Consider the following 15,723-nt stretch of genomic DNA (forward strand, 5'->3'; position numbering starts at 1 on the left):
TCCAGTGTGGCGGTCAGGCGTTCCACTGGTGGATGGCTGGGGAGCCTCGTTCCCAGCCGAGGATTGAGATGGTGGCTGTGTTGAGGACGAAGTGGCGGCCTTCGGTGACGTCCAGTTCCAGCCAGCGGGCGGTCAGGGCTCGGAGGGCGTGGGAGTGGCCGAAGACCAGGACGTCGCCGTCCACCGCGGCTATCCGGGAGTTGACTCGGTCCAGGCGGGTCGAGACCTGGGCGGGGGTTTCGCCGTTGGGTACGGGATCGGCCCAGACTGTCCAGCCAGGCACGGTCTTGCGGATGTCCGCGGTGGTGATGCCTTCGTAGTCGCCGTAGTCCCACTCGACCAGATCGTCGTCGATCTCGGCCTTCGGGAAACCGGCCAGCTCTGCTGTCCGCCGGGCCCGCTGCCGCGGGCTGGTGAGGACGAGGTCGAAGTCGTGGACGGCCAGCCGCTCGGTCAGCGACGCCGCGATCCGCTCGCCCTCCGCGGTCAGCGGCAGGTCCGTCGTGGACGTGTGCCGCCCTGACTTGCTCCACTCCGTCTCGCCGTGGCGGACCAGCCAGAGCCGGTCCTTCCGCTCCGCTGACTCTGCGTGTGTGCTCACCCGGACATCGTCGCAGAAATGGCGATCCACCCGCGACGAGCCCTTGACCAACAGCATCGGGACAGGGCAAAGTCGAAAACTGTAAGCGCTTCCACTTTCACCGCGCACCGACCCGAGGAGGATCGCGGATGGCATCCGGCCCGACCAGCAAGCCCGCGACGATCTACGACGTCGCGGCGCTGGCGAAGCTGTCGATCGCGACGGTTTCGCGTGTCCTGCAAGGGACCGGGCCGGTGTCGGCGAAGGCCAGGGCCCGGGTCGACCAGGCGGCGCATGAGCTGAACTACGTTCCGCTGCGGGCCGCCCGCAGCCTCGCGGTGCAACGTCATGAGGCGCACGGGCTCGTGCTGCCCGACCTGGCCGGCCCGTTCTACGGCGACCTGCTGATGGGATACGAGCGCTGGGCCGGCGAACACGGCCAGAGCGTCATCCTGACCGTCACCCACGGCAACCCGGATCCGTCCCGCACCATTCGCGATCTGGCCAGCCGGGTCGACGGAATAGTTGTCCATGGCAATGCTCTCGAGCTGCCGGTGGTCCACGACCTGCGGCGGGCCAACGTTCCGATCGTACTGGTCGCGCACCCGCCGGTGACCGGCTGCGACTCGGTCCGCAGCGAGAGCGCGTCGAGCGCCGAGCAGTTGACGAGCCGGCTGCTGGAGCACGGGCGACAGAAGCTGCTGTTCGTCGGTGACCCAGACAGCTCGTACGACGTGTCCGAGCGTTACGTCGGATTCTCCGCCGCCTTCAGGTCTCGCGGACTGGAGGTACCGAAGCCGGAGCGGGTGCCGCTGACGGAGACGGCTGGTGAGGCCTATGCCAGCAAGTTGCTTGAGGCAAACATTGAGGTCGACGGACTGGTCTGTGCCAACGACGAGTTGGGGTTGGCGATTCTCAAGACGTTGGGGGACGGGGCCGTCGTCGTACCGGACGAGGTCGTGGTGACCGGATGGGACGACGTGATGGCGGCTCGGTACGTGATGCCGGGACTGACGACCGTGCGGCAGCCGATGGCTGAGCTGGGGCGGTTGGCGGCTCAGCGACTGCACGAACGGATCACCGGGGAGCGGACCCGGGCGCGTAACGACGTACTGGGAACTGAACTTGTGCTGCGGGGCAGCTGCGGCACAGGACCGGGGGAAACAAAGGCAACACGATCAACCGGTTGAGGAGAAACAACTGATGTTCACCCACACCACCCGCCGCCGACTGGTGATCGGCGGTGCGGCACTGACCGCGACCGCGCTGGCACTGACCGGCTGTGGTCGCTCCGCGGACGGCGGCGATTCGGCGCCCAAGGCAACTACCAGCATCGGCGACGGGCCGGCCACCGGAGACCTGACCGTGTGGGCGATGGGCACCGAGGGTGAGAACCTGCCCAAGCTGACCGCCGCCTTCGAACAGGCCAACCCGGGCGTCAAGGTGAAGGTCACGCCGATCCCGTGGGATGCCGCGCACAGCAAGTTCACCACCGCGATCACCGCGCAGACGGTGCCGGACGCCGCGATGGTCGGTACCACCTGGATGGGTGAGTTCGCCGACCTCGACGCGCTCGACCCGACGCCGGGCAGCATCGACACGAGTGGCTTCTTCGAGGGCGCCAACGAGACGACGAAGGTCGGCGACACCAGCTACGGCGTGCCCTGGTACGTCGAGACGCGGCTGGTCTACTACCGCAAGGATCTCGCCGCGAAGGCCGGCATCACCACTCCCCCGACCGACTGGGACGGGCTCAAGGCGATGGCCAAGGCGATGAAGGAGAAGGCGGGCGCGAAGTACGGGATCAACCTGCAGCCTGGTGGTACCGGGTCCTGGCAGACCGTGATGCCGTTCGCGTGGTCGGCGGGTGCCGCGATCACCGGGGACGATCAGAAGGAGTTCACCTTCGACACCCCGCAGATGCAGGAGGGGCTGAAGTACTACCAGAGCTTCTTCACCGACAAGCTGGCCGGGACCGATCTGCCGCCGAACCAGACCGAGGCGCAGTTCGTCAGCGGTGAGGTGCCGATGTTCATCTCCGGGCCGTGGATGGCCGGGTCGGTGGCCAAGCTCGGTGGCGAGAAGATCAAGCCGAACATCGGCGTCTTCCAGCTGCCGAAGAACAAGACCGCGACGTCGTTCGTCGGGGGCAGCAACTTCGTCGTCTTCAAGAACAGCAAGAACAAGGACAGCGCCTGGAAGCTGGTCAAGTGGCTGTCGGATGCGAAGACGCAGGCGCAGTGGTTCAAGCTGTCGACGGACCTTCCGGCCGTGAAGAGCGCGTGGGAGGACCCCAGCATCGCCAATGATCCGTTGCTGCCGGTGTTCGGCAAGCAGCTCGAGGACGCCAAGGCGCCGCCGGCGATCGTGAACTGGGAGCAGGTCGCCACCGCGTTCGACGCCGAGGTGGAGAAGATGGCCAAGTCCGGCCAGTCCCCCGCCGACACCGCGAAGGCGATCCAGACCAAGGCCGCGTCGATCGGCACCGGTAGCTGACCGACGATGAGTTCAGCAACGCTGCAAGCTCCTGAAGTACCTCGAAGCAAGAACTCCGGCCCGGCGGTTCGTTACCGCCGGTCCGGAGCGCGGGGAAGACAGACCGCAGCTGCGTGGATCCTGACGCTGCCGTTCGTCGTCCTGTTCCTCGCGTTCACCGCCGGGCCTGTGCTCGGGTCGCTGGGGATGAGTTTCACCGATCTGAAGCAGCGGGATCTGCGGACGCCGTTCGCGGTGAACGGGGTCGGGTTCAGCAACTATGTGAAGGCCTTGCAGGACGAGACGTTTCGGAAGGCTGCGCTCAATACGGCGTACTTCGTGTTGGTAGGCGTGCCGTTGACGCTGGCGCTCGCGCTGGCGGCGGCCGTGTTGCTGGATCGGGGCGTCAAGCGGTTCCAGAGTCTGTTCAAGGTCGCGTACTACCTGCCGGTGATCACCTCGATCGTCGCAATCGCCGTGATCTGGCGGTTCGTGCTGGCGCCGGAGTCGGGGCTGCTCAACACCGTGCTGTCCTGGGTCGGGATCGACGGGCCGAACTGGCTCGCGTCGAAGACCTGGGCGATGCCGTCGCTGATCATGATGGCCGTCTGGCGCAACTTCGGCTCGGCGATGATCATCTTCCTGGCCGGCCTGCAAGGCATCCCGGCCACCGTCGAGGAGGCCGGCCAGCTCGACGGTGCGGGCTCCTGGCAACGGTTCCGCTACCTGATCGTGCCGTTGCTCAGGCCGACGATCCTGTTCACCAGCGTGACGACCGGGATCGGCTACCTGCAGTTCTTCGAGGAGCCGTTCGTGATGACCCAGGGCGGGCCGCTCAACAGCACCGTGAGTGTGTCGATGTACACCTACCAGCAGTTCGGCTTCGGCAACTACGGCGTCGCGACGGCGATGAGCTACATCCTGTTCGTCGTCATCGCGGTGGTCACCTTCATCCAGTTCCGGCTGCTGAGGGAGAAGTGATGCGACGCACCTGGTGGATCTACCTGATCGCGGTCCTCGGACTGATCGCGGTGGTCGCGCCGTTCCTCTGGATGCTGCTCGGCAGCTTCAAGACCCAGGGCGAGTTGCTCCGGGTTCCGCCGACCTGGTTGCCCGAGGCACCGACCACGCAGAACTACGACGACCTGTTCAGCAAGGCGAACTTCCCCCGGTACTTCCTCAACTCCACGATCGTCGCGCTCGCCGTGACGGCCGGCAACCTGCTGTTCTGCTCGATGGTCGGCTACGCCCTGGCGAAGCTGAACTTCCACGGCCGCAACGCGCTGTTCGTGGTCGTCCTGGGCACGTTGATGATCCCTGGCGTGGTCACGTTCGTACCGCTGTTCGTGCTGGTCACCAACGCCGGGCTGGCCAACAGCTACCCCGGCCTGATCCTGCCGTTCCTGGTCTCGCCGTTCGGCGTGTTCCTGATGCGGCAGTTCTTCCAGGGCCTGCCCGACGACCTGATGGACGCCGGCCGGGTGGACGGCAGCAGCGAGCTCGGCATCTTCGCCCGGATCATGCTCCCGTTGACCAGGCCCGCCCTGGCCACCCTCGGGATCCTCACCTTCCTCGGTTCCTGGAACAACTTCCTCTGGCCGCTCGTGGTGGCCCAGACCGAGGACAAGTACACCCTGCCCGTCGCCCTGGCGCTGTACTCGACCGGACAGAACGCGCAGAACTTCGGCCTGCTGATGGCCGGCGCGGTCGTCGTCGTACTCCCCGTACTGGTGATCTTCCTGGCCTTCCAGCGCCACGTCACCAAGGGCATCGCCATCACCGGCATCAAATAACCAATGGAGGCTCGGATGACCGCCAATCTCACCCGACGCACGTTGCTAGCAGCCACGACCACCGCCGCCATCGCCGGATCCACCGGCTTACAAACCAGCTCGTACGCCGGTACACAGGCGCCCGCCGACCCCGGCAAACTCCTCCGCGGCAACTGGCAGCCAAGTCGCCAGGACCGTGCCCTCGTCGGCCGCTGGGCCAGGGACACCTGGCGCAGCCTGGTCGCGATGACCGACGAACACACCGGCCTGCCCGCGGACAACATCGGCGACTCGGTGACGAGCCCGGTCCGCAGCAAGTACACGTCACCGACCAACATCGGCGGCTACCTGTGGAGCGTCGTCGTCGCCCGCCACCTCGGCATCATCTCGCCGCAGGAGTCGCTGCGCCGGATCACCCAGACGCTCACCACGATGAAGAACGTCGACCATCACGAGCCCAGTGGGATGTTCTTCAACTGGTACGACGAATCGACCGGCGAGGTCCGCTATGTCGACCCGGACGGCACCAAGCCGATCACGCCGTTCGTGTCGAGCGTCGACAACGGCTGGTTCGCCTGCGCGCTGATGGTGGTCCGCAACGCCGAGCCGCGCGCCCGGGCGCTCGCGGACTCGCTGCTCAACAAGATGAACTTCGCCTATTACTACAACCCCGCTGCTCGCCCGGGCGGACTGATGCGCGGCGGCTTCTTCGAGACGCCGCCACCGGACGAGGAAACCGACAAGGGCAACCACGCCGGTACCGGTCCGGACGTGTACTACCGCAAGTTCCACTACGACACCCTGAACACCGAGGCCCGGATCGCGGGCTACGTCGGATTCGTGCTCGGCCAGGTGCCGCACACCCAGTACTTCGCGACGTACCGGACCTTCCCGGAGACCTGCGACTGGTCGTGGGTGGAGCAGCAGCCGGTCGGCGTACACCGGACGTACCTCGGGCTCGACGTCTTCGAGGGCACCTACTCCTATCGCGGGTTCCGGCTCGTGCCGTCCTGGGGCGGCGACATGTTCGAGTCGCTGATGCCTGACCTGTTCGTGCCGGAGGCGACCTGGGCGCCGCGCAGTTGGGGGATCAACCATCCGCTGACCGTCCGGGCGCAGATCGAGCACGGGCTGGACGAGGCGAAGTACGGGTACTGGGGCTTCTCCCCCGCGTCGAACCCGAAGGGCGGCTACTCGGTCTACGGTGTCGAGCCGATCGGGATGGATCCGGGCGGCTACCCGTCGGACCTGGAGGGCACCAACTTCGACAGCGGGTTCGGGGACTGTCGCGCGGGCGTCAACCCGAATCCGACGTACGGCGACGGCGTGGTCACCCCGCATGCGGCGTTCCTGGCGATGTCGTACGCGCCGCGGCAGGCGATCGAGAACCTGAGCAAGATCGAGCGGAACCTGCATGCCTACGGTACGGGCGGGTTCTACGACTCGGTGGCGGTGAAGTCGGGGCTGATCGCCAAGCGGTACCTGGCACTCGACCAGGCGATGGTGATGGGTGCCATCGGCAACGTCTTCGGCAACGACCTGATCCGGCGGAACTTCGCCGACCGGCGGGCCGAACGAGGGATCCGGCCGTTGATCTCGATGGAGCGGTTCGGGTCCGGTATCGAGTGACGGGGAGCGGCATGCAGAGCGATGCGAAGGCTGATTGGGACTCGCGGATCGCGATCCGCAGCGACGAAAGCGATCGGGTGAACCTGCCGGACCTGGAGCCGCCGGCGTCGGTGACGGCGGTCGGCGGGGTCGGGCAGGTGACGGTGGACTGGTCGACGGTGCCGGGCGCGGTCGGGTACGTGATCCTGCGCGGGACCGATTCGGAGGAGCTCGCGCCGGTCGACCATCACAGCGGTGACATCTTGTCGGTGCCGTCGCCGCCGTACGTCGATACGACCTGCACAGCTGGTACGGCGTACAGGTACGCGGTGGCGAGTGTGCCGGAGGTGACTGTGCACGGCCGGCCGGGTCCTTCGGTGGCGGCTACTCCATTGGTCGCGGACGGCAAGGTGCCTGGCGTCGCGTTGATCGTCGATGCCGTTGCCGAAGGCACCGAATTGCAGCGGCCGTGGGTGCCGATGATCGGGAGTGAGCGGCTCAGCCAGTTGCTCTGCAAGGACCTCACCGGTGGTCGGGAGATCGGCGGTGAGCTCGAAGACGCGTTGCGCCGGATGCACGACGAGCTCGGGGTGCGGACCGTGCGGGCGCATGCGATCTTCCACGACGACACCCATGTCTTCGGTGCCGAGGGCTACGACTTCAGCGTCGTGGACGCGATCTACGACAAGCTGCTGGGGATCGGGCTGCGGCCGGTGGTGGAGCTCGGGTTCATGCCGCGGGAGCTCGCGTCGGATCCGGCGCGGACAGTCTTCGAGTACGGCGCGATCATCTCGCCACCGGCGTCGTACGAGCAGTGGTACGACCTGGTGCGGGCGCTGGTCGGGCATCTCGTGGAGCGGTACGGGCTGGAGGAGGTACTGCGCTGGGACTTCGAGGTGTGGAACGAGGCGAACCTCGAGGTCTTCTGGTCCGGCACCAAGGCCGAATGGATGCACCTGTACGACGTGAGCGCGGCCGCGGTGAAGTCCGTCGACGAGCGGCTGGCCGTCGGCGGTCCGTCCTCGGCGGCGGCCGGGTGGGTCGACGACCTGCTCGCGCATGCGGCTGCTCAGGGAACGCCGGTCGACTTCGTGACGACGCATACCTACGGCAGCCCGCCGCTCGATGTCCAGGCGTCGCTGGATCGGCACGGCTTCAGCGAGGCGCGGATCCTGTGGACCGAGTGGGGCGTGACACCACGGCACTTCAACCCGATCAACGACTCGATCTTCTCCGGGGTCTTCCTGCTGCGTGGGATGCGGTCGGCGGCCGGGCGGATCGATGCGCTGTCCTACTGGGTCGCGTCGGACCACTTCGAGGAACTCGGGCGGCCGCCGCGGTTGCTGCACGGCGGCTTCGGCCTGCAGACCGTCGGCGGCCTGGCGAAACCGCGCTTCCACGCGATGTCGCTGCTGAGCCGCCTCGGCCCGGTCGAACTACCGCTGACCCTCGAGGGCGACGGCGGCGGCAGCCTGGTGGAGGCCTGGGCGTCCCGAGACCGTGACCGCATCGCCGTGCTCCTGTGGAACCTGACCCTCGATCAGTCGAAGGCGGACGGTGCGCCAGACCTGACCCGCGAGATCACGCTGTCCTTCGCGGGAGTGGATCCGACTTGGGTGGCCACCGCCACCTGGCTGAATTCAAGGTCAGGGGACCTGGTGGCGGAGGCGGCTGCGCTCGGAGTCGGCGAGTGGCCGACGGACGAGCAATGGGGCCGGCTCGCCGAGCGCAGTCAACTCCAGACGGTGGCGCTGGAACGTACCGGCGAGGACCTCACTATCACTCTCGAGATGCCGTCCGCGGTACTGGTCGAGCTGCGCCCTAGCTGAGCGGGGTGGGCCTGCCTGGTTGCTCGCCGCCGCGGGCCTCCAGGTAGGAGTTCTTGGGGACCATCACCTTGCGGGTGAAGAGGCAGACGACGGTGCCGTCTTGTTTGTAGCCCTTGGTCTGGACCTGGACTATGCCTCGGTCATCCTTGGAGGTGGACTCCCACTTGTCCAGTACGACGGTCTCGCCGTAGATGGTGTCGCCGTGGAAGGTCGGGGCGACGTGCCGGAGGGACTCGATCTCCAGGTTGGCGATCGCCTTGCCGCTCACGTCCGGCACCGACATACCGAGCAGGATCGAGTAGATGTAGTTGCCAACCACAACGTTCTTGCCGAACTGGGTGGTCTGCTCGGCGTAGTTGGCGTCCAGGTGCAGCGGGTGGTGGTTCATCGTGAGCAGGCAGAACAGGTGGTCGTCGGACTCGGTGACCGTCTTACCGGGCCAGTGCTTGTAGACCGCACCGACCTCGAACTCCTCGTAACTGCGACCGAACTGCATCCCTGCTCCTTCCAGTGACCCCGTCCCGAGCCCCATGCTGCCCAAAACCTGGGGTTAACGGCAGTACCGCGCCGCGTGGCCTACCTCTCAGTAGGGTTGCGGAGAGCGAGAGATCCGTCACGCGGTGAGCCATCGGTAAGCGACAGATGTTTTTCTGTGCTCATGCTGCGGATCCACTTCACGGCCGACGACCTTGCCCGTACTACGCTCGCCGCCGAGCCGGACCCGCTCTGGGAGGTACTGCTGAGCCTGCACATGCTGCAGGTGGACGACGACCCCGTGGCCTACGGCACCTGGCGGCAGCGGATGCGCCGGACGCTGCCGCGGGAGACAGTGGGCCCGCTGGCCGCCCTTGCTCCGCCGGTCGGCTACTCCCCCGACTTCCTGACGCCGTCAGCCCAGTCGAGCGGGCTCGACCACGCCCTCGAACTGATGCTGTCCGTACCGCGCCGCCAACTGCGCAGCGACCTGTCCCGGCTGTCCACCCGCCGTACTGCGGCCAACTGGGTGCGCCAGCTCGCCGAGGCCCGGCCGGAGACCCTGCACCGACTGGGCCACTCAGTACGCGTCTACCACCGCGAAGCCTTGGCACCGTACTGGTCGTCGCTGCGGTCGGCCGTGCAACTGGACAACCGGCGGCGGATGAGGCAGCTGACGACCGCTGGTGTGGCGTCGATGCTCGAGGCGATCCACCCGGAGGCACGCTGGCGCGGCGAGACGCTGGAGATCGCCGCCTTCGCCGACGAGGAGCTGCAACTCAACGGCCGGGGCCTGCGGCTGCAGCCGTCGTACTTCTGCTGGCGAGACCCCACGAAGCTCCTGGACGCCGACCTGCCGCCGGTACTCGTCTTCCCCATCCAGCACGCCGGTGGTCTGCTGCAGCAGGGCAAGGCGGACGCCGACGGCGATGAGCGGCTGTCCGCCCTGGTGGGCAAGACCCGCGCAGTAGTGCTGGCGCTGACCATCGAGGGTGCGACCACGACCCAGTTGGCCCGCTCCTGCAACATCACCCTCGCGACGGCCAGCCACCAGACCGCCGTACTACGAGACGCCGGCCTGATCCAGTCCCGGCGCCAGGGAAAGTCGGTGATCCACCAGGCGACCACCCTCGGCATCGCACTGCTGGACGGGACCACTCCCTACTAGTTGGTCTGCTCCGGCAGGCGGGGAGCCACCTCACCCTTGAGCGCCAGCTTGGCCAGGTGGTTGCGGGCCTCTTCAGCGAACTTGAAGTCGCACAGTACGTCGTACGTCGTCGCCACCACCGCGGTCCGCGAGGTGAAGTCACGGCGTCCGGCGGACTGCGCGTAGCCGATCGCGCCGAACGTCATCCCGAAGATCGCACCGAGCACCACCCCGGTGATCAGCGCGGCCAGCCAGCCACCGTTGCCGTTGGTGAACAGACCGAGCAGCACACCGACGAACAGGCCGAACCAGGCGCCGCTGGCCAGGCCGGCGGTGAGTGCCCGGCCCCAGGTCAGCCGGCCGGTGATCTTCTCCACCTGGCGCAGGTTGTTGCCGACGATGGTGGTGTGCTCGACCGGGAACTTCTCGTCCGAGAGGTAGTCGACCGCTCGCTGTGCCTCCCGGTAGGTGTCGTAGGTCCCGATCGTCAGGCCGGTCGGCCGGGGGTCTATCGAACCCATGCCCTGCGTGGTCATCGTCGTTCCTCTCGCTTGCGTCCAACACCATCATTGCCGACGACTGGTGACGGCACATTGATAGCCTCGCCTCGATGGCCGGGCGGAAGTGGGACATGGGCGCGACACGCCGGGTAGGACGCGTCTTCGCGCGACGTCCCCCGGGCACTGACGCACCCCTCGATCTGGTCGGCAGCGGCAAGCTGGACGGCGCCCTGGTCGACTGGGCCTACTACCGCGACGGCCGTCGCGACACCAGGACCGGGTCCTATGTCGACGCGCTCACCCGGGCCAGGCGCGGCGACGGCTTCGTCTGGATCGGCCTGTTCGAGCCGAACGAGCACCAACTGGCCGTTGTCGGCAACCAGTTCGGCCTGCACAAGCTGGCCCTGGAGGACGCCACCGAGGCACACCAGCGCCCCAAGCTGGAGCGGTATGGCGACACCCTCTTCGCAGTACTGAAGACGGTCCGGTACGTCCCGCATGGCGACCTGACGGCCACCAGTGAGGTGGTGGAGTCCGGTGAGGTGATGGTGTTCTGCGGTCCCGGCTTCGTGATCACCGTGCGGCACGGGGACCACGGCGAGCTGACCGGGCTGCGGCAGGAGCTGGAGAAGGCGCCCGAGCGGTTGGCCGCCGGACCGGGTGCTGTTCTGCATGCGATCACCGACCACGTGGTGGACACCTATCTGGCGGTGGCGGACGCGGTACAGGCCGATATCGACCTGATCGAGATCGAGATGTTCAGTCCGCGCGGCTGGCGCAACATCGACCGGGTCTACCAGCTCAAGCGCGAGGTACTGGAGCTGAAGCGGGCAGTGGCCCCGCTGACCGGCCCGATGCGGTTGCTGTCGACGCTGCCGCACCCGATCATCGGCGACGACATCCGGAACTACTTCCGCGACGTCGACGACCACCTGTTGCGGGTGAAGGAGCAGGTCATCTCCTTCGACGAGCTGCTCAGCTCGATCCTGCAGGCCGGGCTGGCCCAGGTGCAGGTGTCGGAGAACGACGACATGCGGCGGATCTCGGCCTGGGTCGCGATCATCGCGGTGCCGACGCTGGTCGCCGGCGTCTACGGGATGAACTTCGACAACATGCCCGAGCTGGGCTGGCACTACGGGTACTACGGCGCCCTCGGGCTGATGGCCGTCGCCTGCACGGTGCTCTACCTGCTGTTCAAGCGCAATCGCTGGCTCTGACACCTCGTGGTCACCCAATCACCGCTTGTAGACATTGCACGGTGAGTTGGCAACCTCGTGCCATGGCCGCCAGTGCCCCGGCGGAGTGAGACAGATCCGGTTGTTGTTGGCCCCATCCGCCTGATTCAATCGACGCGTCGCTTTCGGTCAGCGATCCGCCACATTCTGCGACCGACGGCATCTGGGGGATGTCGTGATGCTCAGGATCAGGGAGGGCCCCATGCTCCGCATACATTTCACGCCGCGCGATCTTGCCCGGACGACGGTATCGACCAAGCCCGCGCCGTTGTGGGAGATCCTGCTCAGCTTGCACATGCTGCAGCACTCCGAGGGCCGGCTGATCTTCGAGGACTGGCGCCGCTCGATCCGGACCAGAGTGACCCCGGACCAGATGCGGCTGCTGCTCGAGCTGACCCCGGCCAAGGGCTACTCACCCGACTTCCTCACCCCGGCCGAGTCCGCACCGGACTTCGAGACCGGGCTGGACCTGATGCTGTCGACCCCGAAGGTGGAGCTGCGCAGCCAGTTGGAGCTGCTGAGCAAGTACCGGCCGGTCTCGCCGTGGACCCGTGAGCTGGCCCAGGGCGACCGCAGTTCGCTGCACAAGCTGGGCCGGGCCATCCGGTCGTACCACGATGCCGCGATCGCGCCGTACTGGAAGTCGATCGGTACGCACGTGTCCGCCGACCACTCGCACCGCGGCGAGGCGCTGGCCCGGCACGGTGTCGACCGGCTGCTGTCGACGCTGCACCCGCGGGTCCGCTGGGTCGCGCCGGTGCTGCAGGTGCTGGACATGAACGACCGCGACCTCTACCTGGACGGGCGTGGCATCGAGCTGCAGCCGTCCGCGTTCTGCTGGCAGGTGCCGACCAAGCTGCGCGATCCGGAGCTCAAGCCGATCCTGGTCTACCCGATCCAGCACGCGCCGGGCATCCTGCGCCAGTCGTCACTCGATTCGGGCGCCACCTCGGACGTCCTCGGCTCGCTGCTCGGCTCCACCCGGGCAGCCGCCCTGGAAGCCACAGTGACCGGCTGTACGACGACCGAGCTCGCCCGCCGCTGCAAGATCTCCCCGGCCGCGGCCAGCCACCAGGCGACCGTGCTGCGCGAGGCAGGGTTGATCACCACACGTCGGGTGGGCGCCTCCGTACGGCATGAGGTCACCCAGCTGGGGATCTGGCTGCTGTCCGGCCACGGCTCGGGCGCTGTGCGGCCGCGTACGGCAGTACCGGCGGCTGCGCTGGTGCGTTAGGGCTCTTCTACTCGGTCGAGCTCGGCGAGTAGGGCGTCGAGGTCGCTGCCTGCCTCCCGCAGCCGCTCAGTGCCGTGCTCGGCGATCAGTGCACGGGTCTGGGCGGCCGCTACCCGGCCACGGTCGACGTCCCCGGCGGCGTACCGGGCAAGCGCCAGCCGGGCGAGCCTGTTGGCCACACCGACCAAGTAGTTGTCGCGGCGGTGCAGGGCCAGTGAGGTCTCGAACCGGTCGGCGGCCTCGGCATGCCGACCCAACCCGGTCAAGGCCTGCCCCATGGTGTCCATCGCGTGGGCGACGTACCGCTGGTTGACCAGCGGTCTGCCTACCTCGGCTGCCTCGGTGGCGAGCTCCACTGCCCGGTCGAACCGGCCGGACACGACATAGGTCATCGCAAGGTTGATCAGCAGGGTGGCGACCGCATGCGGCTCGCCCTGGCTGCGATTCAGCTCCAAGCCCCGTTCGAGGTGCTGGACGGCCAGGTCGGGGGCATCGCGGAGTTGGTACAGGAAGCCGAGGTTGCCACGGACCAGTGCCTCACCTGCGGCGCTGTCGATCGCCAGGAAGATCTCCAGCGATCGCTGCAGCAGCGCCTCGGTCTGATCGAGGTCGCCGGCCACGCCATGGCTGGTGCCGAGCTGGTTGAGTGCCATCGCCTCGACCAACTGGTCGCCGGCCAACTCGGCGGATGTCGCGGCGATCTGCTGGATCGCGATCGCCTCGGTCGCACTCACCAGGACCGCGAGCGGAGCCCACAGCAGGAGACCCAGCTTGGCCGCCTGCTCGTGGAACCCGCGGGCGGCCGCCGCGCGGACGATCGCCATCAGCGAGCGCAGCTCGAGTTCCAGCCAGGCCTGGGCGGTCGGCCGGTCGTCGAACCGGACCGGCTGGGTTCCAGGCAGTGGGGCGTCGAGGTACCTCAGCCGATTCGGCTCGCCCTTGGCGTCGCGGGCCGCCGCGGCCGAGTGCATGGCCCAGTCCAGCAACCGGCGCCAGGCAGCGTCGGCATCCTCCGCGGTGTCGACCTCGCGGACCTGCTCGCCGGCGTACGCGCGCAGCAGGTCGTGGAGCTGGTACCGGTCGGCGCCGGTCTCGTCGAGCAGGTGAAGGTCGACCAGCCGGCGCAGCAGGCGGATCGCGATCCGTTCGCTGACACCGGCAAGAGCGGCGGCACTCGCTGCGGAGAATCGGCGAGCCGGGTGCAAACCGAGCATCCGGAAGAACCTGGCCGCATCGGGATCTAGAGCCCGGTACGACCAGGAGAACACTGCCCGCAGGTCGGTCGCCGGGTCGTCGCCGGTGTCGAGTACGTCGAGCCAGCGGTGCTCCAGCTCCTGGACCAGCTCCTCCAGGTCGGCAGTGGTGCGACTAGCCACCTGCTCGGCCGCGATGACCAGTGCCAGGGGCAGATGGTTGCAGCGGTCGGCCAGCTGGTCCAAGAGATCGGTATCGGCGTCCAGTACGCCGATACGCTCGCTTAGGAGGGCCCGTGCGTCGATACCCGAGAGCTGGTCGACTGCGATCTGCTGGGCGCCCTCTCGGACAACGAGGCCTCGTAGGCGGCTGCGTGAGGTGATCAGCACGGTCCCGCCTGAGCCGGGCAGCAACGGCCGCACCTGCTCGGCATCACGCACGTTGTCGAGCACCAGCAACACCTGTCTGGTTGCCAGCGTCGACCGCAGCAGGGCACTGCGGCTCTCGACACCGGGGTGGATGTTCGCAGTCGGTACGCCGAGACCGTGCAGCAGGTATCCCAGGGCGACAGCCGGATCCACCGGCTCGCCCGGACCGTACCCGCCGAGGTCCGCGAATAGCACACCATCGGGGAAGTCCCCTGCGACTTGGTAGCTCCAGTGAACGGCCAGGCTGGTCTTGCCAGCGCCACCCGGTCCATGGAGCACGATCGTCAGGGCGGACTCGCTGCTCGGCTCGGAGTACGCGCTGTCGAGGGCAGCGAGTGCCTGCTTGCGGCCGGTGAAGCCAGGCACGTCAGCGGGCAACTGGTTGGGGGCCGGTGGCTTCTCGTCCGACTCCCCGGTGAGCAGCTCGGTGTAGATGGTGCGCAGCTCGGCTCCGGGGTCCACTCCCAGCTCGTCGGCGATGCGCTGGCGAATCGACTCGTACAGCTCCAATGCTTCCGCAGTACGGCCGGTCTCGGTGAGTAGGCGCAGGAGGCGGGCCCAGAGGGATTCGCGGAGGGGGTGTTCGGCGGCTAGCTCCCTCAACTCGACCAGTAGATCGGCGGACGGTGCATCGGACGGGCGGAGGTCGACGAGGCGTTCGATGGCGCCCAGGCGCTGCTCGATGAGCCTGGGCGTTTCGATGGCCTCCAGCCAGGCTGAGCGGGTTCCCTCGAACGGCCGGCCACCCCACAGGGCCAGGGCTTCGGCCAGTCCGGCGTACTCGCGTTGTGGGTCGGTGTGCTCGGCCGCAGTACGGAGTAGCCGGGCGAAGCGGAGGGCGTCGACCTGGTCCGGTTCGACCTGCAGGCTGTACCCGGTGGGACCGGTGATCACGAAGTCGGCGCCGACGCTGCGGCGCAGCCTGGTCATCAGCGTGTGCAGGCTCGGCCCGATGTTGGCAGGTGGCTTGTCACCCCAGATCCGGTCGGCCAGTACGCCGGTAGGCAACGGCTCCCCAACCGCCAGCGCCAGCACGACCAGCAGGGCCCGGACCCGCTCGCCGCCGATCTCCACCGGCCGCCCGTCCAGCTGGACGCCGACAGTACCCAGCAACCGGATGGAGACCCCCGGTTCAGGACCCGATCGCTGCCTCATCTGCCTCCGCTCCCCAGCCGCAGGCTGGCAGGTTACCGCTAGTGGGCGCTGGTGCACCTTTTGCGTGACAGGCTGCTGACAGGGTGTTCCCG

13 protein-coding genes are annotated in these 15,723 nt (G+C 67.6%); 9 read left to right on the forward strand and 4 right to left on the reverse strand.

Annotated features, from left to right (window positions below; translation table 11 throughout):
- Positions 1-13: 13 nt before the first annotated feature.
- Positions 14-601 (reverse strand): histidine phosphatase family protein, encoded by a 588-nt coding sequence (locus AB0M15_RS33955; protein WP_363827700.1) that lies wholly within the window; start codon positions 599-601, stop codon positions 14-16.
- Positions 602-729: 128 nt separating this feature from the next.
- Between AB0M15_RS33955 and AB0M15_RS33960 the strand changes: the two genes are divergently transcribed.
- Genes AB0M15_RS33960 through AB0M15_RS33985 form a run of 6 tightly spaced genes read left to right on the forward strand, consistent with a single transcriptional unit; the run spans position 730 to position 8,264 of the window.
- On the forward strand, positions 730-1,770 hold the full coding sequence (locus AB0M15_RS33960) for a LacI family DNA-binding transcriptional regulator (protein WP_363827703.1): 1,041 nt from the start codon (positions 730-732) through the stop codon (positions 1,768-1,770).
- A 13-nt stretch (positions 1,771-1,783) separates the two neighbouring features.
- Positions 1,784-3,076 (forward strand): sugar ABC transporter substrate-binding protein, encoded by a 1,293-nt coding sequence (locus AB0M15_RS33965; protein WP_363827706.1) that lies wholly within the window; start codon positions 1,784-1,786, stop codon positions 3,074-3,076.
- 6 nt (positions 3,077-3,082) lie between these two features.
- Positions 3,083-4,036: a sugar ABC transporter permease gene (locus AB0M15_RS33970; protein ID WP_363827709.1), complete on the forward strand. Its 954-nt coding sequence runs from the start codon at positions 3,083-3,085 to the stop codon at positions 4,034-4,036.
- On the forward strand, positions 4,036-4,848 hold the full coding sequence (locus tag AB0M15_RS33975; protein ID WP_363827712.1) for a carbohydrate ABC transporter permease: 813 nt from the start codon (positions 4,036-4,038) through the stop codon (positions 4,846-4,848). The genes AB0M15_RS33970 and AB0M15_RS33975 overlap by 1 nt, the downstream gene beginning before the upstream one ends.
- 15 nt (positions 4,849-4,863) lie before the next feature.
- Positions 4,864-6,456: a glucoamylase family protein gene (locus tag AB0M15_RS33980; RefSeq protein WP_363827715.1), complete on the forward strand. Its 1,593-nt coding sequence runs from the start codon at positions 4,864-4,866 to the stop codon at positions 6,454-6,456.
- An 11-nt stretch (positions 6,457-6,467) separates the two neighbouring features.
- On the forward strand, positions 6,468-8,264 hold the full coding sequence (locus tag AB0M15_RS33985; protein ID WP_363827722.1) for a xylan 1,4-beta-xylosidase: 1,797 nt from the start codon (positions 6,468-6,470) through the stop codon (positions 8,262-8,264).
- Here the strand turns inward: AB0M15_RS33985 and AB0M15_RS33990 are convergent.
- Positions 8,257-8,760, reverse strand: a complete 504-nt coding sequence (locus AB0M15_RS33990; RefSeq protein ID WP_343982806.1) for a MaoC family dehydratase — start codon at positions 8,758-8,760, stop codon at positions 8,257-8,259. The genes AB0M15_RS33985 and AB0M15_RS33990 overlap by 8 nt on opposite strands.
- A 162-nt stretch (positions 8,761-8,922) precedes the next feature.
- Here AB0M15_RS33990 and AB0M15_RS33995 point away from each other — a divergent pair, with 162 nt between their 5' ends.
- Positions 8,923-9,906, forward strand: a complete 984-nt coding sequence (locus tag AB0M15_RS33995; RefSeq protein WP_363827733.1) for a helix-turn-helix domain-containing protein — start codon at positions 8,923-8,925, stop codon at positions 9,904-9,906.
- Here the strand turns inward: AB0M15_RS33995 and AB0M15_RS34000 are convergent.
- Complete coding sequence (locus AB0M15_RS34000) at positions 9,903-10,421, reverse strand: general stress protein (protein WP_363827740.1); 519 nt, start codon at positions 10,419-10,421, stop codon at positions 9,903-9,905. The two genes, AB0M15_RS33995 and AB0M15_RS34000, sit on opposite strands and share 4 nt — an antisense overlap.
- Positions 10,422-10,495: 74 nt before the next feature.
- On the opposite strand from AB0M15_RS34000, the gene AB0M15_RS34005 reads away from it, so the two are divergent.
- Both AB0M15_RS34005 and AB0M15_RS34010 read left to right on the forward strand, forming a co-directional pair.
- Complete coding sequence (locus AB0M15_RS34005) at positions 10,496-11,602, forward strand: magnesium and cobalt transport protein CorA (RefSeq protein ID WP_363827747.1); 1,107 nt, start codon at positions 10,496-10,498, stop codon at positions 11,600-11,602.
- Between the two features lie 220 nt (positions 11,603-11,822).
- Entirely contained in the window at positions 11,823-12,854 is a 1,032-nt protein-coding gene (locus AB0M15_RS34010; RefSeq protein WP_363827750.1) for a helix-turn-helix domain-containing protein, read from the forward strand.
- On the opposite strand, the gene AB0M15_RS34015 is transcribed toward AB0M15_RS34010, so the two are convergent.
- Entirely contained in the window at positions 12,851-15,631 is a 2,781-nt protein-coding gene (locus AB0M15_RS34015; protein ID WP_363827753.1) for a BTAD domain-containing putative transcriptional regulator, read from the reverse strand. The two genes, AB0M15_RS34010 and AB0M15_RS34015, sit on opposite strands and share 4 nt — an antisense overlap.
- Positions 15,632-15,723: the final 92 nt, after the last annotated feature.

This window comes from Kribbella sp. NPDC051718 (assembly GCF_040681515.1).
Classification (GTDB): Bacteria; Actinomycetota; Actinomycetes; order Propionibacteriales; family Kribbellaceae; genus Kribbella.

Excerpts from the sequence above, each read along its gene's own strand:
- AB0M15_RS33985 (WP_363827722.1), top strand. The coding sequence starts at position 6,468 with ATGCAGAGCGATGCGAAGGCTGATTGGGACTCGCGGATCGCGATCCGC.
- AB0M15_RS34010 (WP_363827750.1), top strand. The coding sequence starts at position 11,823 with ATGCTCCGCATACATTTCACGCCGCGCGATCTTGCCCGGACGACGGTA.
- AB0M15_RS34000 (WP_363827740.1), bottom strand. The coding sequence starts at position 10,421 with ATGACCACGCAGGGCATGGGTTCGATAGACCCCCGGCCGACCGGCCTG.
- AB0M15_RS34005 (WP_363827747.1), top strand. The coding sequence starts at position 10,496 with ATGGCCGGGCGGAAGTGGGACATGGGCGCGACACGCCGGGTAGGACGC.
- AB0M15_RS33970 (WP_363827709.1), top strand. The coding sequence starts at position 3,083 with ATGAGTTCAGCAACGCTGCAAGCTCCTGAAGTACCTCGAAGCAAGAAC.
- AB0M15_RS33965 (WP_363827706.1), top strand. The coding sequence starts at position 1,784 with ATGTTCACCCACACCACCCGCCGCCGACTGGTGATCGGCGGTGCGGCA.
- AB0M15_RS33995 (WP_363827733.1), top strand. The coding sequence starts at position 8,923 with ATGCTGCGGATCCACTTCACGGCCGACGACCTTGCCCGTACTACGCTC.
- AB0M15_RS34015 (WP_363827753.1), bottom strand. The coding sequence starts at position 15,631 with ATGAGGCAGCGATCGGGTCCTGAACCGGGGGTCTCCATCCGGTTGCTG.
- AB0M15_RS33975 (WP_363827712.1), top strand. The coding sequence starts at position 4,036 with ATGCGACGCACCTGGTGGATCTACCTGATCGCGGTCCTCGGACTGATC.
- AB0M15_RS33960 (WP_363827703.1), top strand. The coding sequence starts at position 730 with ATGGCATCCGGCCCGACCAGCAAGCCCGCGACGATCTACGACGTCGCG.
- AB0M15_RS33980 (WP_363827715.1), top strand. The coding sequence starts at position 4,864 with ATGACCGCCAATCTCACCCGACGCACGTTGCTAGCAGCCACGACCACC.
- AB0M15_RS33990 (WP_343982806.1), bottom strand. The coding sequence starts at position 8,760 with ATGCAGTTCGGTCGCAGTTACGAGGAGTTCGAGGTCGGTGCGGTCTAC.